Source organism: Micrococcus sp. HOU01 (assembly GCF_035609305.1).
GTDB lineage: Bacteria > Actinomycetota > Actinomycetes > Actinomycetales > Micrococcaceae > Micrococcus > Micrococcus luteus.
The window spans coordinates 1,318,325-1,339,956 of the sequence record NZ_CP141211.1 but is presented as its reverse complement, the minus strand read 5'-3'; the positions used below and the strand labels follow the sequence as shown (position 1 = coordinate 1,339,956).

The 21,632-nt window shown below is 74.2% G+C and carries 17 protein-coding genes; 6 read left to right on the top strand and 11 right to left on the bottom strand.

The genetic code is table 11. The features are described from left to right. Positions 1–61: 61 nt before the first annotated feature. From SOY78_RS06120 to SOY78_RS06085, 8 genes are all read right to left on the bottom strand, one after another. Positions 62–985 (bottom strand): shikimate dehydrogenase family protein, encoded by a 924-nt coding sequence (locus SOY78_RS06120; protein ID WP_324701286.1) that lies wholly within the window; start codon positions 983–985, stop codon positions 62–64. Further along, entirely contained in the window at positions 985–2,253 is a 1,269-nt protein-coding gene (locus tag SOY78_RS06115; RefSeq protein WP_141842937.1) for an endolytic transglycosylase MltG, read from the bottom strand. Before SOY78_RS06115 ends, SOY78_RS06120 begins: the two co-directional genes overlap by 1 nt. Next, complete coding sequence (ruvX, locus tag SOY78_RS06110) at positions 2,250–2,771, bottom strand: Holliday junction resolvase RuvX (RefSeq protein ID WP_145951331.1); 522 nt, start codon at positions 2,769–2,771, stop codon at positions 2,250–2,252. The genes SOY78_RS06115 and ruvX overlap by 4 nt, the downstream gene beginning before the upstream one ends. 7 nt (positions 2,772–2,778) lie before the next feature. Then, positions 2,779–5,490, bottom strand: coding sequence for an alanine--tRNA ligase (gene alaS / locus SOY78_RS06105; protein ID WP_324701285.1), 2,712 nt, complete (start codon positions 5,488–5,490; stop codon positions 2,779–2,781). Further along, on the bottom strand, positions 5,487–5,876 hold the full coding sequence (locus tag SOY78_RS06100) for a hypothetical protein (RefSeq protein ID WP_141842930.1): 390 nt from the start codon (positions 5,874–5,876) through the stop codon (positions 5,487–5,489). Before SOY78_RS06100 ends, alaS begins: the two co-directional genes overlap by 4 nt. 169 nt (positions 5,877–6,045) lie before the next feature. Then, on the bottom strand, positions 6,046–6,672 hold the full coding sequence (rpsD, locus tag SOY78_RS06095; RefSeq protein ID WP_036313685.1) for a 30S ribosomal protein S4: 627 nt from the start codon (positions 6,670–6,672) through the stop codon (positions 6,046–6,048). 284 nt (positions 6,673–6,956) lie between these two features. Next, positions 6,957–7,520, bottom strand: coding sequence for a general stress protein (locus SOY78_RS06090; RefSeq protein WP_020621560.1), 564 nt, complete (start codon positions 7,518–7,520; stop codon positions 6,957–6,959). 172 nt (positions 7,521–7,692) lie between these two features. Next, on the bottom strand, positions 7,693–9,090 hold the full coding sequence (locus SOY78_RS06085; RefSeq protein ID WP_041103678.1) for a replication-associated recombination protein A: 1,398 nt from the start codon (positions 9,088–9,090) through the stop codon (positions 7,693–7,695). 52 nt (positions 9,091–9,142) lie between these two features. Here SOY78_RS06085 and SOY78_RS06080 point away from each other — a divergent pair, with 52 nt between their 5' ends. From SOY78_RS06080 to dtd, 3 genes are all read left to right on the top strand, one after another. Next, entirely contained in the window at positions 9,143–9,733 is a 591-nt protein-coding gene (locus tag SOY78_RS06080; RefSeq protein ID WP_044659816.1) for a DUF1697 domain-containing protein, read from the top strand. 139 nt (positions 9,734–9,872) lie between these two features. Further along, positions 9,873–11,612, top strand: coding sequence for a choice-of-anchor I family protein (locus tag SOY78_RS06075; protein WP_324701284.1), 1,740 nt, complete (start codon positions 9,873–9,875; stop codon positions 11,610–11,612). A gap of 44 nt (positions 11,613–11,656) precedes the next feature. Beyond that, the gene (dtd, locus tag SOY78_RS06070; protein WP_317676442.1) at positions 11,657–12,109 is read left to right on the top strand and encodes a D-aminoacyl-tRNA deacylase; all 453 of its coding nucleotides are present in this window, start codon (positions 11,657–11,659) and stop codon (positions 12,107–12,109) included. Positions 12,110–12,154: 45 nt separating this feature from the next. On the opposite strand, the gene aspS is transcribed toward dtd, so the two are convergent. Continuing rightward, positions 12,155–13,969, bottom strand: coding sequence for an aspartate--tRNA ligase (gene aspS, locus SOY78_RS06065; protein ID WP_044659819.1), 1,815 nt, complete (start codon positions 13,967–13,969; stop codon positions 12,155–12,157). A gap of 145 nt (positions 13,970–14,114) precedes the next feature. On the opposite strand from aspS, the gene SOY78_RS06060 reads away from it, so the two are divergent. Beyond that, positions 14,115–15,407: an APC family permease gene (locus SOY78_RS06060; RefSeq protein WP_044659820.1), complete on the top strand. Its 1,293-nt coding sequence runs from the start codon at positions 14,115–14,117 to the stop codon at positions 15,405–15,407. A 60-nt stretch (positions 15,408–15,467) separates the two neighbouring features. Here the strand turns inward: SOY78_RS06060 and hisS are convergent, their stop codons facing one another. Continuing rightward, complete coding sequence (hisS, locus tag SOY78_RS06055; protein WP_141842926.1) at positions 15,468–16,844, bottom strand: histidine--tRNA ligase; 1,377 nt, start codon at positions 16,842–16,844, stop codon at positions 15,468–15,470. Between the two features lie 174 nt (positions 16,845–17,018). Here hisS and SOY78_RS06050 point away from each other — a divergent pair, with 174 nt between their 5' ends. Continuing rightward, positions 17,019–18,557 (top strand): DUF349 domain-containing protein, encoded by a 1,539-nt coding sequence (locus SOY78_RS06050; RefSeq protein WP_182488406.1) that lies wholly within the window; start codon positions 17,019–17,021, stop codon positions 18,555–18,557. Between the two features lie 85 nt (positions 18,558–18,642). Further along, positions 18,643–19,260: a hypothetical protein gene (locus SOY78_RS06045; protein ID WP_141844004.1), complete on the top strand. Its 618-nt coding sequence runs from the start codon at positions 18,643–18,645 to the stop codon at positions 19,258–19,260. Positions 19,261–19,271: 11 nt separating this feature from the next. On the opposite strand, the gene SOY78_RS06040 is transcribed toward SOY78_RS06045, so the two are convergent. Beyond that, positions 19,272–21,551, bottom strand: coding sequence for a RelA/SpoT family protein (locus tag SOY78_RS06040; protein ID WP_182488405.1), 2,280 nt, complete (start codon positions 21,549–21,551; stop codon positions 19,272–19,274). Positions 21,552–21,632: the final 81 nt, after the last annotated feature.

Here is a 21,632-nt window from a genome sequence, read left to right as displayed (position 1 = left end):
CACGGGGCGCCGCGCCGCCACGTGTGACCGGACGGGACGCGCCGGATGCAACGTCCGGCACTCAGCCGGCGGCCGGTCCCAGGGCGTCCGCCGCGGCGCGCGTCACCGCCGCCCAGTCCGGCTCGGGCATCCCGGCCGCGGCGCGGGGCCGGGCCGTGAACAGCCGCACCTGCTCGACGCCCTGGTGCAGCAGCATGAACAGCCCGGACGCCACCGGTCCGCCCTCCCGGGACCAGGCGGCCGCCAGCACGGAAGGCCACGGGTCGTAGGCAGCGTCCAGCAGGGGCGGCAGGGCGGCGTCGGCCGGCACGTGTGCGGCCAGGGCGTCCGCGGCGCGCGGCGGCAGGGTGGCGACGACGGCACGCAGCCCCGGCGCCCGCCGGAGCAGATCCGCCTGGGTCAGGGTCGCCCAGCGCAGCCCGAGCGCGTCGGCCAGGGCCGTCACCTCGGCGGCGCGCGCTGCGTCGCGGACGCCGAAGAGCACCGCGTCCGCCCCGAGCGTGGCGGCGGCGAGGACGGCCGCCGTCGCGGTCCCCCCGTTCCCGAGGACGCCGACGGTCCCGCCCCGGGCGGCACGGTCGAGGCCGGCCGCGGCGAGGGCGCCGAGGATGCCGTCCACGTCCGTGTTCTCGGCGTGGACGACCCCGGGGGCGGAGGGGTGGTCGCGCACGAGGGTGTTCGCGGTGCCCAGGAGGCGGACGCGGTCGCTGACGTGCCCGGCGGCGGCGACGACCGCCCGCTTCAGCGGCATGGTGACGGAGCAGCCGAGCCAGTCCTGCCCGCGGGCCGCGGCCGCGCCGCCGTCGGCCGTGCCCGGGGCGCCGAGGTGTTCGGCCGCGAAGGCGAGCACCTCGTCCTCGCCCAGGTCACGGCGGCCGTAGTCGACGTCGAGGCCGAGGACCCGGTAGGCGGCCGCGTGCAGCACCGGGGAGAGCGAGTGGGCGATCGGCCGGCCCAGGACCGCCGCGCGCAGCACGGGGCGCATCAGCACACCCCCGGGTTGGACGCGCAGTAGCGCTGCAGGGTGCGCACGTGCTGCTGGTGCTCCTCATAGGTGCGGGAGAACTCGGTGTGGCCGGTGCCGATGTCCGTGGTCACCCAGTAGTAGGCGTCCGTCTCGGCCGGGTCGAGGGCGGCCTCGACGGCCGCGTCGGAGGGCATGCCGATCGGACCCGGCGGCAGGCCCGGGTGCACGTACGTGTTGTAGGGGTTCGAGGCGTCCTGCCGCTGGCCCGAGGTGAAGCTGAGGCTGCGCACTCCGAGGCCGTACGTGACGGTGGCGTCGATCTGCAGGAGCCCGTGCGTCTCGGTGTTGTCCGGGGCGAGGCGGTTCTCGATGGCGCCGGCGACCTGCCGGTAGTCCTGGGGCAGGGCCTCCGCCTCGAGGATGGAGGCGATCGTGAGCACGCGCTGCTGCTCGGCCGGGTCGCGGACGTCGAGGGCCTCGAGCTCGGTGAGGGTGGGCCGGACCAGGGCGTCGAGCACCTGCCCGGCGGTGGCGTCGACGGGGAGGCGGTACTCCCCGGCGTCGAGCCAGCCCTCGAGCGTGCCCGCCTCCCCGGGGACGCCGTAGCGGGTCGGGTCCTGGGCGGCGGCCTCGAGCTCCTCGCGGGGCAGCCCCGTGGCCTCGGCGACGGCGTCCAGCACCTCGGTGAGTCGCCGCCCGCGCTCCACGAGCACGTAGTGCACGGCCCCGTCCGTGGCACCCTGGAGCACCGCGAGGGCCTCGGCCGCGGGCATCCGCTCGCGCAGCACGAAGTCCCCCGAACGGACGAGACCGCTGCCCGTGTCCCGGGCAGCGCGCTCGAAAGCACGGGCTGAGCCCACGATGCCGGCCCGGTCCAGGCGGGCCGCCACGGAGCCCAGGTCCTCGCCCGGCTCCACCGAGAACGTCACCTCGTCGCCCTCGACGGCCGTGTGGTCGGGGCCGCTCAGGAAGCCGCGCACGATCAGCCCGACCACGACGGCGAACGCCACCAGCACCGTGCCCAGCACCAGCGCGGTCCGCCGCCGGCCGGCGCCGCGGTCGACCCGCGAGGCCGGGTGGGACCCGGTGCCCCGGCGGCGCAGGAGCATGCGAGGCCGGCGTGGGCCGGCCGCGCCGGCCGGCTGGGACGGGGCGCCGACGTCGGCCTCGTCCGCCTCGTCGTGGGCGAAGCCGAACACGTCGAGGTCGTCGTGGACGTCGGCCTCGTCGTCGAGCAGATCGTCCCAGTGGTCCTCACGCCGAGCGTGCTGGTGGTCGCCGGTCACCGGATCGGCTCCCGGTCCTGGCCGGCCCAGCGCCCGGTGCGGCGCTGCTCGTCCACGGCGGCCTGCAGGATCGCGACGGCGGCCGCCTGGTCGATCACGCCGCGGCTGTCCTTGACGGACCGGCCCGCGGCCCGCAGTCCGGCCTGCGCGGAGACCGTGCTGAGCCGCTCGTCGACGAGCCGGACCGGCACGGGGTGGCCCGCCTCGACCAGGGCGGCGGCGACGGCGTCCGCGTAGTCGAGGGCGTCCTGCGTGGACGGCGTGTGCTCGCCCCGCAGATTCACCGGCAGACCGACGTACACGGCGACGACGTCGAGCTCGCGTGCGTGGGCGACGAGCTCGTCCACGTCACGACGTCGACGCGCATCCCGCCGCAGGGTGGCCACGGGGGTGGCGATCAGGCCGTCGGGGTCGGCCGACGCGACGCCCACGCGGGCACGGCCGACGTCGACGCCGAGGGTGCGCCCCCGACGCACGGCGTCGCTCACCACGGCGGCCCCGTCCTGACCTGCGCTCACGTCCGCCTCAGGCCGCGCGCACCGCAGCGACGACGGCGTCGAGCGCGTCCCCGACGCGCGTGACGTCCTGGCCGCCGCCCTGGGCGACGTCGTCCTTGCCTCCGCCCCCGCCGCCGAGCACGCCGGTGGCGGTCTTGACCATGGCGCCCGCCTTGAGGCCGGCCGCGCGGGCGGCCTCGTTGGTCGCCACGACCACGAGGGGCCGGCCCTTGGCCTCGGCCGTGAGGGCCACGAGCACGGGCGTGCCCGCCGCGTTGCCGCCGGCCGACTCGATCCGGGCGCGCAGGTCCAGCACGAGGGAACGCAGCTGGTCCCCGGCCACGTCGCCGGCGTGGTGCGCCAGCACCCGCACCGACGTCCCGGCGGACGTCGTGACGTCCTGGGCCTGCCCGGCGAGCTGCCCGGCCTGGGCCTGCAGCGCCTGGGCCCGCAGCTCCGCGACCTGCTTCTCGGCCGCCTTGAGCCGGTCCAGGGTGGCGCCGATGCGGTCCTTGAGCTCCTCGGCCGGGGCCTTGAACATCTCCGAGAGCTCGGAGACGAGGGTGCGCTCCGCGGCGAGGTGGCGGAACGAGTCCAGGCCGACGAGCGCCTCGACGCGGCGGTTGCCCGAGCCCACGGACTGCTCGCCGAGCAGGGTCAGCGAGCCGATCTGCGCGGTGCGGCCCACGTGGGTGCCGCCGCACAGCTCGCGGGACCAGGCGCCGTCGATCTCCACGACGCGCACCCGGTCGCCGTACTTCTCGCCGAACAGGCTCATCGCGCCGAGTGCGCGCGCCTCCTCGAGGCTCATCTCCTGGGTGAGCACGGCGTGGTCGTCGCGGATGGCGATGTTCACCACGTCCTCGACCTCGGAGCGGGCCCCGGCCGAGAGCGCCTCGGCCCAGCGGAAGTCGAAGCGCAGGTAGCCCTCCTTGTTGAAGGAGCCGGACTGGGTGGCCTCGGGGCCGAGGATCTGGTGCAGTGCGGCGTGCACCAGGTGGGTGCCGGAGTGGGCCTTCTCGCCGTCGAGGCGGCGCTGCAGGTCGATCGCGCCGAGGGCCTGCGCGCCGGCGGCGACCTCGCCGTCGAGGACCTTGACCCTGTGCACGGACAGCCCCTTCACGGGGGCCTGCACGTCGAGCACCTCGAGGCGGAAGCCGTCGCCGGTGATCAGGCCGGTGTCCGCGGCCTGGCCGCCGGACTCCGCGTAGAACGGCGTGGCGTCCAGGACGAGCTCGAGCTCCGTGCCGGCGCTGGCGGACGCGACCTCCTCGCCGTTCTGCAGCAGGCCGCGCACCACGGACTCGGTGGTGTGCTCGGTGTAGCCGGTGAAGTGGGTCTGGCCCTCGGCGCGCAGGCGCTGGTACACGGCGGTGTCCGTGTGGCCGGCCTTCTTGGCCTTGGCGTCCGCGCGGGCGCGGTCGCGCTGCTCGGCCATGAGGGCGCGGAACCCGGCCTCGTCCACGGCGACGCCGGCCTCCTCCGCGATCTCCAGCGTCAGCTCGATCGGGAAGCCGTAGGTGTCGTGCAGCTCGAACGCGTCCGGGCCCGCGATGCCGCCGCCCGCCGAGCGGGCCTGGCCCACCGCGGCGTCGAGGCGGGCCGTGCCCGCGGCGATGGTCCGCAGGAACGCCTTCTCCTCGGCGTAGGCGATCCGGGAGATGCGCTCGAACTCGTCCGCGACCACCGGGTAGGTGCCCTTCATCGCGTCCCGGGAGACCGGCAGCAGCTCGGGGAACACGGGCTCGGTGACGCCCATCAGGCGCAGGGCGCGGACCACGCGGCGGATGAGGCGGCGCAGCACGTAGCCGCGGCCCTCGTTGCCGGGGCGCACGCCGTCGCTGATCAGCATCAGGGCCGAGCGCACGTGGTCGGCCACCATGCGCAGGCGGACGTCGTCGTCGTAGTGCGGGTCGGCCGGGTCCTCGGTGGAGGTGTAGGCGCGGCCGGCCAGCTGCGCGGCACGGTCGAGCACGGGGCGGACCTGGTCCGTCTCGTACATGTTCTCCACACCCTGGAGGATCATGGCGAGCCGCTCGAGGCCGAGACCGGTGTCGATGTTCTTGTGCTCGAGCTCGCCGGAGATGTCGAAGTCGTCCTTCGAGCGCACCGCGGAGAGGCGGTACTGCATGAACACGAGGTTCCAGATCTCGATGTAGCGGGTGTCGTCCGCGGCCGGGCCGCCGTCGACGCCGTACGCGGGGCCGCGGTTGTAGAAGATCTCCGAGCAGGGGCCCCCCGGGCCGGGCTGGCCGGTGTTCCAGTAGTTGTCGTCCTTGCCCATGCGCTGGATGCGCTCGGGACGGACGCCCACGTCCTCGCGCCAGATGCGCTCGGCCTCGTCGTCCTCGCGGTACACGGTGACCCAGAGGCGCTCGGGGTCCAGGCCGAAGCCGCCGTCCTCGACCGACGACGTCAGCAGCTCCCAGGCCATCGGGATGGCCGTCTCCTTGAAGTAGTCGCCGAAGGAGAAGTTGCCGCACATCTGGAAGAAGGTGCCGTGGCGGACGGTCTTGCCGACCTCCTCGATGTCCGCGGTGCGGATGCACTTCTGCACCGAGACGGCGCGCGGGCTCGGCGGGGTCTGCTCCCCCAGGAAGTACGGGATGAACGGGACCATGCCGGCCACCGTGAACAGCAGCGACGGATCCGGCGAGATAAGCGACGCCGACGGCACCACGCGGTGCCCCCTGGACTCGAAGAAGGCGGTCCAGCGGCGGGCGATCTCCTGGGACTTCATGCGGGGGTGTCCTTCTGCGTGGTGGTGGTCTGGGGGCGGGCGGCGCCGTGCGACGGCGGCTCCACGGTCTCCCCGGAGATGATCGGCCCCGTGGGGGGCAGGTAGGGGGCGGCCCAGGGGGCCTGGGAGCGCACGCGGTCTGCCAGGCGCCGCGCGCCGTCCTGCAGAGCGGCCGCCGCGGCGTCGGCGGCGGCCTCGCCGGCCTGGCGGGCCAGATGCTCCGGGTCCAGGCGGGCGGAGAACCCCGCGCGCCCCCCAGCGGAGCCGGGGCCCGACGTCCGCGCGTCGGTCCCGTCCGTGGCCGGGTGGGCACGGTCGCCGAGGGCACGGTGTGCGAACCAGCCGGACGCGGCGCCGGCGCCGACGAGCAGCAGCGAGCGGAGCATAGCGGGGCCTCCTTCGGACGGCAGGGATTCCGGCCCCACCTTACCGGGCGCGGCGCCGATCCCCGGCGGCGGGCCCGGGGACGCCGCAGGCCCGGCCACCTCCGAGAGGTGACCGGGCCTGCGGGACGCGCGGGGCGCCGTCGTCCGGGACGGGCCCGGACGGGGCGGATCAGCGCGCGTAGTACTCGACCACGAGCTGCTCCTCGCAGGTCACGGGGACCTCGGAGCGCTTCGGGCGACGGGTGAGGGTGGCGCGCAGCTTGTCGATCTCCACGGTCAGGTAGCCCGGGGTGGCGGGCAGGACCTGCTGGTGGGCGCCGGCGGCGGCCAGCTGGAAGGGGACCATCTTCTCCGAGCGCTCGTGCACGTGGATCATCTGGCCCTCCTTCACGCGGAACGAGGGGACGTCCACGCGCTTGCCGTCCACCATGATGTGGCGGTGCACGACGAGCTGACGGGCCTGCTGGATGGTGCGGGCGAAGCCGGCACGCAGCACGAGGGCGTCGAGGCGCTGCTCGAGGAGCTCGACCAGGTTCTCACCGGTCAGGCCGGCGGTGCGCTTGGCCTCCTCGAAGTAGCGGCGCATCTGGGCCTCGCGGATGTTGTACTGGGCGCGCAGACGCTGCTTCTCCTTGAGGCGCACCGCGTAGTCCGAGTCCTGCTTGCGGCGGGCACGGCCGTGCTGGCCGGGGCCGTACGGACGACGCTCCATGTACTTCTCGGCCTTGGGGGTCAGCGCGATGCCCAGGGCGCGGGAGTGCCGCACGGTGCGGCGGGTGCGAAGGTTGCCACTCATGGTGGACCTGCCTTTCCTTGACGTGCGGCACGGTTCGGGTTTGTCTCGAGGTCTCGTCCGGGCGCCGGGGCGCACGGGTCAAGGGGCCTCGAACCTGGCCTCCCCGCGATCCTGAGGAGAGCTGAGGGGCGTGCCGCCGCCCGTCATCCACTGATGCGCTGCGCGTCCCTCGCCCGGGCACGCGGGCGTCCGCGGGGATCCGAGCGAGGGGGATGCGTCCGGGGCGCAGCGCCTGCCAGACCGGTCCACCTTACCAGAGCGACGACGACGGGGCGGTCCGGGGCTCAGGCGCGCGGCGTGGCCGCGGTGCCGGGGTCCGCGCCGAGGAGCTGACCGGCCTGGTCCAGGTGGGAGGCCTCGACCAGCACGTCGTACGACTCGGCCTCCATGGTCTGCAGGGACGTGAAGTCGCGCCTGCCGCCGGTGGCCGCGTGGCCGATCGCCCCGAAGACCGCCCCCCACAGGGCGCCCAGGCCCAGGGAGATCAGCAGGATCCAGAGGAACCCGAAGCCGGGGGCGAAGATCGAGAAGAGCAGGCCGAGCAGGAGGCCGAACCACAGGCCCTGCAGCCCGCCGCGGACGGCGGCCTTGCCGGTGGTCATCCGGCCCAGGACCTGCTCCACGGAGCGCAGCCCGGTGCCCACGATGCGCACGCGCTCCACGGGGAACCCGGCGTCGGAGAGCTGGTCCACGAGGGCCTGGGCCTCGGCGTAGGCCGGGACGGAGCGCAGGATGCGGTAGTCGGCCTGCGGGAGGGCGGGGCCGCCGGCGCCGGGGCGGCCGTACGGGGCCGGCTGCTGCGCGGCGGTGTGCTGGGGGGTGGACTGCTGCGGAGTGGACTGGGTCATGGGGGCGGCTCCTTCTGTTCCTTCTGTGCGTCGGTGGTGCATGGGGGCGCGAGCGGGCGAGGAGTCGGCGGGCCGACGTCGACCGCCCCGCTCATCCCTGGACAACCGGTGATCCGGGCGTCTTTATTCCGCGCGGCCGCCCGAGGCGTCCGCCCTCGGGCCCGGCGCGCGCTCAGTCGCCGCGGATGATCCGGCGCAGCGCGGCCACCTGCTCGGTGAGCCGCTTCTCGTGTCCGATGGGCTTGGGCCGGTAATAGTCCCTCCCGACCAGGGGGTCCGGCGCGTACTGCTGACGGGCGACGGCGTGCGGCTCGTCGTGGCTGTAGACGTAGCCCTGGCCGTGGCCGAGGGCCGCCGCGCCGGGGTAGTGCGCGTCCCGCAGGTGCGCCGGCACCGCGCCCGTGTGGCCGGCCCGCACGTCCGCGATCGCCTCGTTCACGGCGGTGTAGCTCGCGTTGGACTTCGGCGCGGTGGCCAGATGCGTCACGGCCTGCGCCAGGATGATGCGTCCCTCCGGCATGCCGATCAGCTGCACGGCCTGGGCGGCGGCCACGGCGGTCTGCAGCGCGGTCGGGTCGGCCATGCCCACGTCCTCGGACGCGGAGATGATCAGCCGCCGGGCGATGAACCGGGGGTCCTCCCCCGCCTCCAGCATCCGGGCGAGGTAGTGCATCGACGCGTCCACGTCCGAGCCGCGGATGGACTTGATGAAGGCACTGATCACGTCGTAGTGCTGGTCGCCGTCCTTGTCGTAGCGCTGGACGTGGTGGTCCATCGCCTGCGCGGCGTCCTCCTCCGTGACCGCGACGGCGCCCTCCCCCGCCCGGCCGGCCTCGCGCGCCTTGTCCAGGGCGACGCCGGCCGCGGCCTCCAGCACCGTGAGCGCCCGCCTCGCGTCGCCGCCGGCCATCCGCACCAGGTAGTCCCGCGCGTCGTCCTGGAGCACCACGGCGCCGTTGAGCCCGCGCTCCTGGGTCACCGCACGGTCCAGCAGCCCGACGATGTCGTCGTCCGTGAGGGGACGCAGCGTGAGCAGCAGCGACCGGGAGAGCAGGGGTGCGATCACGGAGAAGGACGGGTTCTCCGTGGTCGCGGCCACCAGCACGACCCAGCGGTTCTCGACGCCCGGCAGCAGCGCGTCCTGCTGCGCCTTGGAGAAGCGGTGGATCTCATCGAGGAACAGGACGGTGGTGCGCCCGTAGAGGTCCCGTTCGCGCTGGGCCTGCTCCATCACCTGCCGCACGTCCTTCACACCGGCCGTGATCGCGGACAGCTCCGTGAACGTGCGCCCGGGGGCGCGGGCGATCACGTGGGCCAGCGTCGTCTTGCCGATGCCCGGAGGCCCGTAGAGGATGACCGAGCTCGGTCCCGCGGCGGAGTCCGGATCGGGCTCGGCGAGCTTGCGCAGCGGGGAGCCCGGCCGCATGAGGTGCCGCTGGCCCAGCACGTCATCCAGCGTGCGCGGGCGCATGCGCACGGCCAGCGGTGCGCCGGGGTGCGGGGCGGCCACGGTGCCGGCCGGGCCGTCGTCGTCGGCCCCGTTGTGGGCGGCGCTGAAGAGGTCGTCCATCGGGTCCAGGGTAGTCCTCGGCCCGCGGGGGCGTGGGTGGCATCATGGCCGCATGAGCCCCGCCGCCCCGCGCACCGACCACACCCACGTCCTGCTGCTGCGCGGGATCAACGTGGGGCGGAGCAACCGTGTCGGCAAGGACACGCTGATCCGCTGGGCCCAGGCCGCCGGCGGGGAGGCGGTCACCACCCACCTGGCCAGCGGCAACGTCCTGTTCCGGGCGTCCTCCGACGCGGCCGCGGAGGGCGTGCGGCAGGGGTTCGCGCGACGGGCGCGTGAGGAGGGCGGCCTCGACGTCCCCGTGGTCCTCGTGGACGTGGGCACGCTCCGGCGCGCCCTGGAGCTGCACGACGCGCTCCCCTGGGCCGGCGGCGAGCCGAAACGCACGCAGCTCACCGTGCTCGAGGACGACCCCGCACCCGAGGCGGCCGCCGCCCTGGCCGCGCTCGACCACGGGGACGACCGACCCGCGGGGCCGGATCGCACGGCCCTGGAGGGACGGCTGCTGTGGATGCGCTGCGCCGCGGGGGTCGCCGACTCCCCGCTCACTCCGGCCCGCCTCGACCGGGCGCTCGGGGTGCGCGGCACGGCCCGGAACCTCACGACGGTGCGGGTGCTCGCGGGGCTGCCGAGCGAGGACTGACCTCGGCGGACGGCACGCGGGGCGTCCGGGGCGTCGACACCCGCGGGACACCGCGCGCTGGCCGGGACGTCACGGACCGTTCACATCCGTGCGATGGGGTGACCCCGTCCTCCGCCTCCCTGCCCTGACTGGAGCATCCATGCCTCGCCTCGCACGCCTCGCCACGGCCGTCACCGCCGCGACCCTGTCCACGGCCTTCCTCGCCCCGGCCTCCCTCAGCGCGCCCGCCCCGCACTCGGCCACGGCCCAGCGCGCCGCCATCGCCGCCAACCCGTCCGGCAAGAGCATCGAGCTCACCCGCGCCGGCACCCACGAGACCGGCGTGTTCGGCGAGTCCGCCGCCGAGATCCCGGCCTTCGACGCGGTCTCCGGCCGCCTGTTCGTGGTGAATGCGCAGCGCGGCGCCGTCGACGTCATGCGCCTGGGCGCCGACGCCGCCCCCGTGGCCGAGCGGACCCTCTCCGCCGAGGGCCTGCGCACCGCGGACGGCTCCGTCACGGACAAGGGCGCCACGGTGAACTCCGTGGCCGTCTCCGGCGGCGTGTTGGCCGTCGCCGTGGAGGCCGCTGAGAAGACCGACCACGGCTGGGTCGTGTTCTTCGAGACCGCCTCCCTGCGCTACCTGGGCGGCGTCCGGGTGGGCGCCCTGCCGGACTCGCTGGCCTTCTCCCCGAACGGCGCCCACGTGGTGGTCGCCAACGAGGGCGAGCCCGCCGACAACTTCTCCGTCGACCCGGAGGGCACGATCTCCGTGGTCTCCGTGCCGAAGAACGCCCAGCAGTTCTCCCGCCTGACCCAAGACGCGGTGCGCACCGTGGACTTCCGCGCCTACGACGCCGGCACCGCCCTGCCCGCCGGCGTGCGCGTCTCCGGCCCCGATGTGGCCGTGCCCGCCGGTCACGAGCCCGCCGGTCGGGTGGCCCGCAACCTCGAGCCGGAGTACGTCACCATCGACCCGACCGGCCGCACCGCCTACGTGTCCGTGCAGGAGGCCAACGCGGTCGCCGTCGTGGACCTGAAGTCCGCCACGCTGGAGGACCTCTGGGCGCTGACGCCCACCGACTGGTCCACCGAGGGCGTGCTGGACGTCTCGGACAAGGACGGCGGCATCGAGCTGGGCCACTGGCCGGTCGACGGCCTGCCCATGCCCGACGGCATCGACACGTACCGCTGGCGCGGCCAGAACCTGGTCGTCACCGCCAACGAGGGTGACGGGCGGGAGTGGGGCGACTTCAACAACTCCGAGCGCGTCAGCGACCTGGACCTGTGCGCCGCCGAGTTCCCGGGGGCCAAGGCCCTGCAGAAGAAGGATGCCCTGGGCCGCCTGAAGGTGCTCACCGACCTCGGCTACAACTCTGAGCGCGAGTGCCACTCCTCCCTGACCACACTGGGCGGCCGGTCCTTCTCCATCTACACCGCGGACGGCACCCGCCTGTTCGACTCCGCCGGCATGATCGAAGAGCAGATCGCCCGGCTCGTGGCCGCCGGCGAGCTGCCGGAGCACGCGTTCAACGCGAACAACGACGAGACCCCGTCCGGGGACTCCCGTTCGGATGACAAGGGCCCCGAGCCCGAGTCCGTGGTGGTGGGCACGATCCAGGGCCGCACCTACGCGTTCGTGGGCCTCGAGCGCATCGGCGGCGTGATGGTCTTCGACATCACCGACCCGCGGAACGCCACCTACGTGGACTACGTCAACGACCGTGACTGGGATGCCGCGGGCGACGACGCCGCGGCCGGCCTGGGTGACATGGGCGCCGAGGGCCTGACCTTCGTGCCGGCCGACGAGTCCCCCTCCGGCACCGCCCTGCTGATCGTCGCCAACGAGGTCTCCGGCTCGACCACCGTGTACGAGGTGAATCCGACCCGTCGTCAGTGATCCGCTGACGCGGACCGGTTCCGGGCGCGTTGCAGAATGGCTGCATGAGAGCCGTTCTGCAACGCGCCCGTTCCGCTTCCGTCGCCGTGGATGGCGAGGTCGTCGGCTCCTTCGAGAGCGAGGGGCTGGTGATCCTGCTCGGAGTGTCAGTCACGGACACGGAGGCCGAGGCCGTCCAGGTGGCCCGCAAGGTGGCCGGGCTCCGCATGCTCGACGGCGAGCGGTCCCTCACCGACGCCGGTGCCCCGGCGCTCGTCGTCAGCCAGTTCACGCTGTACGGCGACGTGCGGAAGGGCCGGCGGCCGTCCTGGACGCGCGCGGCGAAGGGCGACCAGGCCGAGCCGCTCTACGAGCGGTTCACGGCCGAGCTCGAGGCCGCCGGCGTGCGCGTGGAGCGTGGGGTGTTCGGCGCGATGATGGACGTCTCCCTCACCAACTCCGGGCCGTTCACGCTGATCGTGGACTCGGACGAGCTGGCCGGGCCGCAGCGCGGCTGAGGCGGGCCCGATGCGGACCCGCCCCGGGCCCGCCGCGGGCCCGGATCAGGCTCCCGGCTCGGCCTCGGCCTGCTTCGGCTCCGGCTGCGCGTCGACGCCGGCCTCCTTGCGCTGCTGGGCGGTGATGGGCGCCGGTGCGGCCGTCAGCGGGTCGAAGCCGCCGCCGGTCTTCGGGAACGCGATGACCTCGCGGATCGAGTCGGTGCCGGCCAGCAGGGCGACCACGCGGTCCCAGCCGAACGCGATGCCGCCGTGCGGCGGGGCGCCGTACTTGAAGCCCTCGAGCAGGAAGCCGAACTTCTCGTTCGCCTCCTCCGGGGACAGGCCCATGACCTCGAACACGCGCTCCTGCACATCCTGACGGTGGATGCGGATGGAACCGCCGCCGATCTCGTTGCCGTTGCACACGATGTCGTAGGCGTAGGCCAGGGCCGAGCCCGGGTCGGTGTCGAAGGTGTCCGCGAACTCCGGCTTGGGCGAGGTGAACGCGTGGTGCACTGCGGTCCAGGCGCCCGCGCCCACGGCGACGTCGCCCGAGGCCACGGCGTCGGCCGCCGGCTCGAACATCGGCGCGTCCACGACCCACACGAACGCCCAGTCGGCGTCCTTCGCGGCCACGCCGTCACCGGCGTCGGTGAACAGCCCGCAGCGACGGCCGATCTCCACGCGGGCCGCACCCAGCAGCGCGCGGGACTCCTTCGGCTTGCCGGCGGCGAAGAACACGCAGTCGCCCGGGTTCGCGCCCACGGCGGCGGCCAGCCCGGCCTTCTCCTCCTCGGAGATGTTCTTGGACACCGGGCCGGTCAGTTCGCCGTCCTCCTGGATGAGCACGTAGGCCAGGCCCTTGGCGCCGCGCTGCTTGGCCCACTCCTGCCACGCGTCGAGGGTGCGGCGGGCCTGGGAGGCGCCGCCCGGCATCACGACGGCGCCCACGTACTCGTTCTGGAACACGCGGAACGGGGTGTCCTTGAAGTACTCGGTCAGGTCCGTCAGCTCGAGGCCGAAGCGCAGGTCCGGCTTGTCCGAGCCGTACTTCTCCATCGCCTCGGCGTAGGTCATGCGGCGGATCGGCGTCGGCACGTCCACGCCCACGAGGGCCCACAGGGCCTTGACGATCTTCTCGCCGAGGGCGATCACGTCATCCTGCTCCACGAAGGAGGCCTCGATGTCCAGCTGGGTGAACTCGGGCTGACGGTCCGCGCGGAAGTCCTCGTCGCGGTAGCAGCGGGCGATCTGGTAGTACTTCTCGATCCCGCCCACCTGCAGCAGCTGCTTGAACAGCTGCGGCGACTGCGGCAGGGCGTACCAGGAGCCGGGAGCCAGGCGGGCCGGGACGAGGAAGTCGCGGGCGCCCTCCGGCGTCGAGCGCGTGAGGGTCGGGGTCTCGACCTCCACGAAGCCCTCGCCGTGCAGCAGCTCGCGCGCCGTCCGGTTGACCTCGGAGCGCAGGCGCATGATGCGCGAGGGCTGCGGGCGGCGCAGGTCGAGGTAGCGGTGGCGCAGCCGGGCCTCCTCGCCGACCTCCACGTGCTCGTCCACCTGGAACGGCAGCGCGGCGGCGGTGTTGAGCACCGTCACGGTCTCCGCGATCAGCTCGATCTCACCGGAGGGAAGGTTCGGGTTCTCATTGCCCTCGGGGCGGCGCTCGACCGTGCCGGTGACCTGCAGAACCCACTCGTTGCGCAGCGGGTCGAAGTCCGCCTCGTCCCGCACCACGACCTGGGCGAAGCCCGAGGCGTCGCGCAGGTCCACGAAGGCCACGCCGCCGTGGTCTCGCCGCCGCGCCACCCAGCCGGTGACGGTGACGGTCTGGCCGATGAGCGAGGCGTTGAGCTCGCCGAGGGAGTGGGTGCGCAGCACGAGGATCCTCTCCGTCCGGTCGCCGGACGATGTGCGGGGTTCATGTGATGGTCGACGCCGTGTGATACGCCTGCGGGGCGGGCGCGCGCCGTTCCCGTCAGTCTAGTGCCCCGTCCACACTGCCCCAGCCCAGGAGGACCCCGTCATGACCGCCGCCCTGCAGCGCCGCCTGACCCTGCTCCACGCCGTCGCGATCGGCCTCGGCTCGATGATCGGCGCGGGCGTGTTCACCGCGATCGGCCTGGCGGCCGCGCTCACCGGCGGCCACCCCGGCCTGCTGTACGGGGCCCTGGCGGTCGCGGCCGTCGCGGCCCTGTGCAACGCCCTGTCCACGGCGCAGCTGGCCACCGTCCACCCCGAGTCCGGCGGCGCCTACGTCTACGGCCGGCGGCAGCTGCACCCGTGGGCCGGCTTCGTCGCCGGCTGGGGCTTCGTCACGGGCAAGACCGCGTCGGTGGCCGCGATGGCGGCCACCCTCGGCCTGTACCTCTTCCCCGACGACGCCGCCGCGGCCCGGTGGACGGGCGTGGCCGCCGTCGTCGTGCTCACCGGGGTGGCGATGGCGGGCGTGACGCGGACCGCGCAGGCGACGTTGGCGATCCTCGTGCCCGTGCTCGCCGTGCTCGTGTTGGCCATCGGCGCAGGCCTGGCGCGCGAGGCCCCCGGGGGCTCGGCGGCGGCGCTCGGCGTCGACTCCCCCGTGCAGGGCGTGCTCATGGGCGCGGGCGTCCTGTTCTTCGCGTTCGCCGGCTACGCGCGCGTGGCCACCATGGGTGAGGAGGTCATCGACCCCGCACGCACGATCCCGCGCGCCATCCTGATCGCCCTCGCCGTGACCGTGGCGCTGTACCTGCTGCTCGCCACGGCGCTGATCTCGGGCCTCGGGACCTCCGGGCTGGCCCGGTCCCCCGCGCCCGTGCGCGACCTGCTCGAGACCGCCCTGGGCTCCGGCTGGGGCTGGGTGGCCGTGGCCGGCGCCGCCCTCGCCGCGGCCGGGGCCATGCTCAACCTGCTGACGGGCATCTCCCGCACCGCCCTGGCCATGGCCCGCGAGTCCGACCTGCCCCGCCCCCTGGCACGGGTCCATGCGGGGACCGGCACGCCGTGGACGGCTCAGCTGACGGTGGCCGCGGCCGTGATCCTGCTCCTGCTCACCACGGACATCCTCACCGTGGTGGGCTTCAGCTCGTTCGGCGTGCTCGTCTACTACGCGGTGGCGAACCTGTCCGCCCTGACCCTGCGCGGGGACGACGACGGCCGCCGCCCGGCCCGGCCGCGCCCGCTGCGCGTGCCCCGCGCCGTCAACGTCCTCGGCCTGGCCCTGTGCCTGCTGCTCGCCCTCAGCCTGCCGCCGATGTCCGTGGCCGCGATGGCGGGCGTGTTCCTGATCGGGGTGGGCGGGCGCGCGTTCGTGCGGGCCGGGCGCCGGGGCCGGTGACCCGACGCGCAGACACCCACCGCCGCCGCACACCGGGGCCGGCACAGCGGCCGCGTCCGCTCAGTCCTGCGCGCGGGCGACCTGCGGCAGCAGGTCCTCGGCCGGCGGGGTCCAGTCGGCCGGGTCCGCGCCGTGCTGCTCGCCGGAGCGGATGTCCTTGACCTCGTGGACCCGCGCGCCGGCGTCGTCCCGGCCCATGAACCAGACGAACGGGATGCCGCGGCGATCCGCGTACTTGATCTGCTTGCCGAACTTCTCCGCGGACACCGCGACCTCCGCGGGGATGCCGCGCTCCCGCAGCAGGGCCGCGACGTCCTGGGCCTCGGACCAGTCCTCGTCCGCCGTCAGCGCCACGTACACCGCGGTCGGCACGGAGCGGGAGGCCACGGCCATCTGCTGGGACAGCATGCGCATCACCAGCCGCGTCACGCCGATGGACAGCCCGACACCGGGGAACACGCGGTTCCCCTTGGACGCGAGCGCGTCGTAGCGGCCGCCCGAGCAGATCGAGCCGAGCTGCTCGTGGCCCACCAGGACGGTCTCGTAGACGGTGCCCGTGTAGTAGTCCAGGCCGCGCGCGATGGACAGGTCCGCCACGGCGCGCCCGGGGGCGCGGCGGTGCAGGGTGGCGACGACGTCGGCCAGCTCGGTCAGCCCCTCCTCGAGCAGCTCGTGGGTCACCCCCAGGGCGCGGACCCGCTCCACGAACGAGGTGTCCGACGTGCGGATGTCCGCCAGGGTCAGCGCCTGCGCAGCCTGCTCGGGGCTCGCGCCGACCTCCTCCTGGAGCAGCCGCGCGACCTCCTCCGGGCCGACCTTCTCCAGCTTGTCGATGCTGCGCAGCACGCCGGCGGTGTCCTCCAGGCCGATGCCCCGGTAGAAGCCCTCGGCGAGCTTGCGGTTGTTCACGCGGATGAGGAAGTCGCCGATCGGCAGGGCGCCGAGCGCCTCGGCCATCACCAGTGCGACGTCGGCGTCGTACCGGGGCGAGAGGGCGCCGTCACCGACGACGTCGATGTCCGCCTGAGTGAACTCGCGGGCGCGGCCCTCCTGGGGGCGCTCCCCGCGCCAGACCTTCTGCATCTGGTAGCGACGGAAGGGGAAGGCGAGGTGGCCGGCGTTCTCCACGACGTAGCGGGCGAACGGCACGGTGAGGTCGAAGTGCAGGGCCAGGCGCTTGGGGTCGGCCGGGTCCTTGGGATCGCGCAGGCCCGCGGCGACCTCCTCGTCCTCGGCCAGGCGCGAGACCGCGTAGACCTCCTTGTCCACCTCACCCTTGCGCAGCAGCTGGCCCAGGGTCTCCACGGCCCGGGTCTCGATGCCGGCGAACCCGTGCAGCTCGAAGGTCCGCCGCAGCGTGTCGAGCACGTGCTGCTCCACGAGCCGCTCGGCGGGCAGCCACTCGTGGAAACCGGACAGGGAGGCCTTGCGGGACATGGCGATCCTTCGAGACGACGACGGCGGGGACGCACGACGGTCCCCCGCCGGCGCACCGGCCCATTCTAGGCGCGGGCGCTGTCCGGCCCGGTACGCTGGCCCTGTTCGTGTCCATCCCGACCGGCCGCATCCCTCGACGACTGCGTGCCGGCGCAGTCAGGGAGAGTTCCAGCGGTGACCAATCACATGCAGCCCGACGACCAGCAGTCCCCCGCCACCGAGGCCACCCCCGCGTCGGCCGAGGCCGCCGAGACGACCGTGCCCGCCGAGGCCCGTCCCGTCCCCGAGATCGTCCCCGACGCCCCGGCGCACGGTGATTCCTCCCAGCCCGCCGAGGCGCCCGCCGTGCCGTCCCCGGCCGCGATGAAGAAGGCCAGCCCGGCCGCCGTGCGCCCCGCGACGCCCGCCGCCGCGTCCGCCGCCCCGGCCCCCGTCGTGGCCCCGACCGTGCCGCCCACCCCGGTGGAGGAGGCCGCCAGGTTCGCCCGGGTGAGCGAGGACGGCCACGTCACGCTGCTGGACGGGCAGGAGGAGCACGCGGTCGGCCAGGTGCCGGACGCGAGCACCGAGGACGCGCTGGCGTACTTCGTGCGCAAGTACGACGACGTGCGCGCCCAGATGGCCCTGTTCGAGCAGCGCATCGCCGCCGGCGCCCCCTCGAGTGAGCTGGGCCGGGCGCTGGGTCAGATGACGACCGCGGTGAACGAGCGCCACATGGTCGGCGACATGGACGCCCTCCGCACCCGCCTGGCGGCCCTGGAGACCCTCCTGGGCGACTACCGCGCCGCGGAACAGGAGGCCCGGCAGGCCGCCCAGGCCGAGCAGCTGGCCACCCGCGAGGCCATCGTCGCCGAGGCCGAGACCTTCGCCCAGACCCCGGCCGAGCGGATGCCCTGGAAGACCGCGTCCAAGCGCATGACGGAGCTGTTCGAGGAGTGGAAGGCCGCCCAGAAGGCCGGTCCGCGTCTGGCCAAGTCGGTCGAGGACGACCTGTGGAAGCGCTTCCGCGGCGCCCGCACCACGTTCGACAAGACCCGCCGCGCCCACTTCTCCCGGCTGGACGCCGCCTCGGCCGAGGCCAAGCAGGTCAAGGAGCGCCTCATCGCCCGCGCCGAGGAGCTGTCCACGTCCACCGACTGGGGCGTGACCGCCGGCAAGTACCGCGACCTGATGGACGAGTGGAAGCGCGCCCCCCGGGCCTCCCGCAAGGAGGACGACGCCCTCTGGGCCCGCTTCCGCGCCGCCCAGGACGTCTTCTTCGCCGCCCGCAAGGCCGCGAACCAGGAGATCGACCGCGAGTACGGGGCCAACCTGAAGGTGAAGGAGCAGATCCTCGCCGACGGCCAGAAGCTGCTCCCCTTCACGGACGTCAAGGCCGGGCGGCGCGCGCTCAACGAGCTGCGCGGGCGGTGGGAGGATGCCGGCCGCGTGCCCCGCGGGGACGTCCGTCGCATGGAGGAGGGCTTCCGCAAGCTCGAGGACGCCCTCAAGCAGGCGGAGAAGGAGCACTGGCGCCGCACCGACCCGGAGACCAAGGCCCGCACGAACTCCGCCCTCACGCAGCTCGAGGAGACCATCGCCGGGCTGGAGGCGGATCTCGCCCGGGCCCAGGCCCAGGGCGACCAGCGCGCCGTCAAGAAGGCCCAGGAGGCGCTCGACGCGCGCCTGCAGTGGAAGCAGGCCCTCGAGGCCTCGGCCTCCGAGCTCCGCTGAGTCCCACCCGTCTCGAGCACGCCCCCGCGGCCCGTCTGTCCACAGGCGGCCGCGGGGGCGTCCCCGTCTCTGGCAGGATCCGGGCATGACGACCGTGACGATCGAGGAGACCGCCCCGACCGGGGCGCTCGTGCTGGCGGGCGACCCCTTCACGGAGCCGGAGCTGCAGGCGCTCGGCGCGCGGGGCGCCGTGCGGCCGCTGCTGCCCGGGGTGTGGGCGCGGCCGGACGCCGCGGACGATCCCGCGGTCCGGGCCGCTGCCCTGTGGACCCTCGGCGGCCCGCTCCTGGCCGCCGGCTGGACCGCGATCGGCCCGTCGGCGGCCTGGATCCTGGCCGGCGGCGCGGCGCCCGGGCGGCTGCACGCGGCCGTGCCGCACTTCCACCGGCGCCCCGCCGGCGGGGGCCTGCTGCCCTGGACGCTCACGCAGTCGGACGTCGCGGCCGATGCCACGGGCGTCGCCCCCGCCGAGCACGACGTGCTCCGGTTCGGCCCCGTGCGGGTCACGACGCCCGCCCGGACGGTCGAAGACCTGCTGCTCAGCGCCGATCCGGATGCGGCGCGGCGCGCCGCGGCCGTGATCGGCGCCCACGGCGCGGCCGGGCTGCGGGAGCGGCTGGCCCGCCGGACCCGCCGTGCCGGCGTCGTGGCGGCCCGGCGCCGGCTGGGCGCGCTGCTGGCGGCGCTGGACGTCCCCGGCTGAGGCCGGGTGGCTCAGGTGCGGTGCACGTCGAAGACGCCGTCGATGCGGCGCACCGCGTCGATCACGTGGCCGAGGAACCGGGGGTCGCCCATCTCGAAGACGAACCGGCTCATCGCGACGCGGTCGCGGGTGGTGTTCACGGAGGCCGAGAGGATGTTCACGTGGTTCTCGGAGAGGACCCGGGTGACGTCGGAGAGCAGCGACTTGCGGTCCAGCGCCTCGATCTGGATCTCCACCAGGTAGACGGTGTCCCGCGACGGCGCCCAGCTGACCGGGGTGCGGCGCTCCGGCTCCTGCGCGAGCAGGGTCGCCAGGTTGGGACAGTCGACCCGGTGCACGGAGACCCCGGAGCCGCGGGTGACGAACCCGTCGATGGCGTCCGGCGGCACCGGGTTGCAGCACCGGGCCAGCTTGGCCATGACACCGCCGTCGCCGTCCACGAGCACGCCGGCGTCGTTGGTGGCCCGCGCGGGGGCGCGCCGCGCCTGAGCCGGGACCAGCTCCTGCAGGTCCACCTCGCCGACGGTCAGTTCGCCCTCCGGCTCGGCCTGCGTCGGCGTCGGCGGAGCGAGGCGCTCCGCGACGCGTTCCTGCACGGACTGCGCGGACACGTGACCGTCGCCGAGGGCCACGAACAGCCCGTCGAGGTCCGCGTAGCCGAGATCCGTGGCCACCTGCACCAGCTCCTCGCCGCCGAGCACGTGCTGCACGGTCATGCCGGCCTTGCGCAGCTGACGGGTCAGCGACTCGCGTCCCCGGTCGGCCTGCTCGCCGCGGCGCTGCGTGGCGAAGTGGTGACGGATCTTGGACCGGGCCCGTGGCGAGACCACGAAGCCCAGCCAGTCCCGGCTCGGGCCCGCGTCCTCGGCCCGCGAGGTGAAGACCTCCACGGTGTCGCCGTGGCTCAGCGGCGTGGACAGTGGGACGAGCTTGCCGTTGACCCGGGCACCGATGGTGCGGTGGCCGACGTCGGTGTGGATGGCGTAGGCGAAGTCCACGGGCGTGGAGCCGGCCGGCAGGGTGCGGATCTCCCCCTTCGGCGTGAAGACGTACACCTCGTCCGCCCCGATCTGGGTGCGCAGCGAGGCGAGGAACTCGTCCGGGTCCCGGGTGTCCGCCTGCCAGTCCATCACCGAGCGCAGCCAGGCCGGCGTGGCCTGCACCGGCGCCTGGCCGGCGGCCTGGGCCTTGTACCGCCAGTGCGCGGCGACGCCGTACTCGGCCTGGCGGTGCATCTCCTGCGTGCGGATCTGGATCTCCACCGGCTTGCCGCCCGGCACCATCACCGTGGTGTGCAGGGAGCGGTACATGTTCAGCTTCGGGACCGCGATGTAGTCCTTGAACCGACCCGGGACCGGGTTCCAGCGGGCGTGGATCGCGCCGAGCACGGCGTAGCAGTCACGCACGGAGTCCACGAGCACCCGGATGCCCGTCAGGTCGTGGATGTCGTCGAAGTCCTTCCCGCGCGTCACCATCTTCTGGTAGATCGAGTAGTAGTGCTTCGGCCGTCCGGTGACGGTCGCCCGGATCCGGTGCTCGCGCAGATGATCCTCGATCACGGTGCGCAGCGCCGCGATGTGCTTCTCCCGCTCCGGGTTCCGCTCCCCCACGAGGCGCACGATCTCCGCGTACATCTTGGGCTTGAGGGCGGCGAAGGAGAGGTCCTCGAGCTCCCACTTGACGGTGTTCATGCCGAGCCGGTGGGCCAGCGGGGCGTAGATGTCCAAGGTCTCCTGGGCCTTGCGCGCGCTGGACTCCGGGGAGACGTACCGCCACGTCCGCGCGTTGTGCAGCCGGTCGGCGAGCTTGATGAGCAGGACGTTCACGTCCTGGGCCATCGCGATGACCATCTTGCGCACGGTCTCGGCCTGCGCCGCGGCGCCGTAGGTCACCTTGTCCAGCTTGGTCACGCCGTCCACGAGGAGGGCGACCTCGGAGCCGAAGTCGGCGCGCAGGCGCTCCAGGGAGTAGTCCGTGTCCTCGACGGTGTCGTGCAGCAGGGCCGCCAGGAGCGTCGGGCCCGTCACGCCGATCTCGGCGAGGATCGTGGCGACCGCGACGGGGTGGGTGATGTACGGGTCCCCGGAGCGCCGCATCTGCCCCTCGTGTGCCGCGCGGGCGACCTCGAAGGCGCGGACGATGTCGGCCAGCTCGGTCTTGGTGGCTCGCTGCCGCACCGTGCGCATCAGCGGCTCGAGCAGGGGCGAGTACTCGGTGGCGTGCCGGCCGGTCAGGCGTGCGATCCGGCCGCGGGGCCGGACCGGGACGGGAGTGGGGTCCTGCTCGCTCATGGGCCACGCCTCCTGACTCGTGCGGCCCCGACCGCTCCGGCCGGGATGATCGGCGAGTCTACCCGCGCCCGTCCCACCCCG

Excerpts from the sequence above, each read along its gene's own strand:
- SOY78_RS06120 (WP_324701286.1), bottom strand. The coding sequence starts at position 985 with ATGCGCCCCGTGCTGCGCGCGGCGGTCCTGGGCCGGCCGATCGCCCAC.
- alaS (WP_324701285.1), bottom strand. The coding sequence starts at position 5,490 with ATGAAGTCCCAGGAGATCGCCCGCCGCTGGACCGCCTTCTTCGAGTCC.
- SOY78_RS06100 (WP_141842930.1), bottom strand. The coding sequence starts at position 5,876 with ATGCTCCGCTCGCTGCTGCTCGTCGGCGCCGGCGCCGCGTCCGGCTGG.
- rpsD (WP_036313685.1), bottom strand. The coding sequence starts at position 6,672 with ATGAGTGGCAACCTTCGCACCCGCCGCACCGTGCGGCACTCCCGCGCC.
- SOY78_RS06090 (WP_020621560.1), bottom strand. The coding sequence starts at position 7,520 with ATGACCCAGTCCACTCCGCAGCAGTCCACCCCCCAGCACACCGCCGCG.
- SOY78_RS06085 (WP_041103678.1), bottom strand. The coding sequence starts at position 9,090 with ATGGACGACCTCTTCAGCGCCGCCCACAACGGGGCCGACGACGACGGC.
- SOY78_RS06080 (WP_044659816.1), top strand. The coding sequence starts at position 9,143 with ATGAGCCCCGCCGCCCCGCGCACCGACCACACCCACGTCCTGCTGCTG.
- SOY78_RS06075 (WP_324701284.1), top strand. The coding sequence starts at position 9,873 with ATGCCTCGCCTCGCACGCCTCGCCACGGCCGTCACCGCCGCGACCCTG.
- dtd (WP_317676442.1), top strand. The coding sequence starts at position 11,657 with ATGAGAGCCGTTCTGCAACGCGCCCGTTCCGCTTCCGTCGCCGTGGAT.
- SOY78_RS06060 (WP_044659820.1), top strand. The coding sequence starts at position 14,115 with ATGACCGCCGCCCTGCAGCGCCGCCTGACCCTGCTCCACGCCGTCGCG.
- hisS (WP_141842926.1), bottom strand. The coding sequence starts at position 16,844 with ATGTCCCGCAAGGCCTCCCTGTCCGGTTTCCACGAGTGGCTGCCCGCC.
- SOY78_RS06045 (WP_141844004.1), top strand. The coding sequence starts at position 18,643 with ATGACGACCGTGACGATCGAGGAGACCGCCCCGACCGGGGCGCTCGTG.
- SOY78_RS06040 (WP_182488405.1), bottom strand. The coding sequence starts at position 21,551 with ATGAGCGAGCAGGACCCCACTCCCGTCCCGGTCCGGCCCCGCGGCCGG.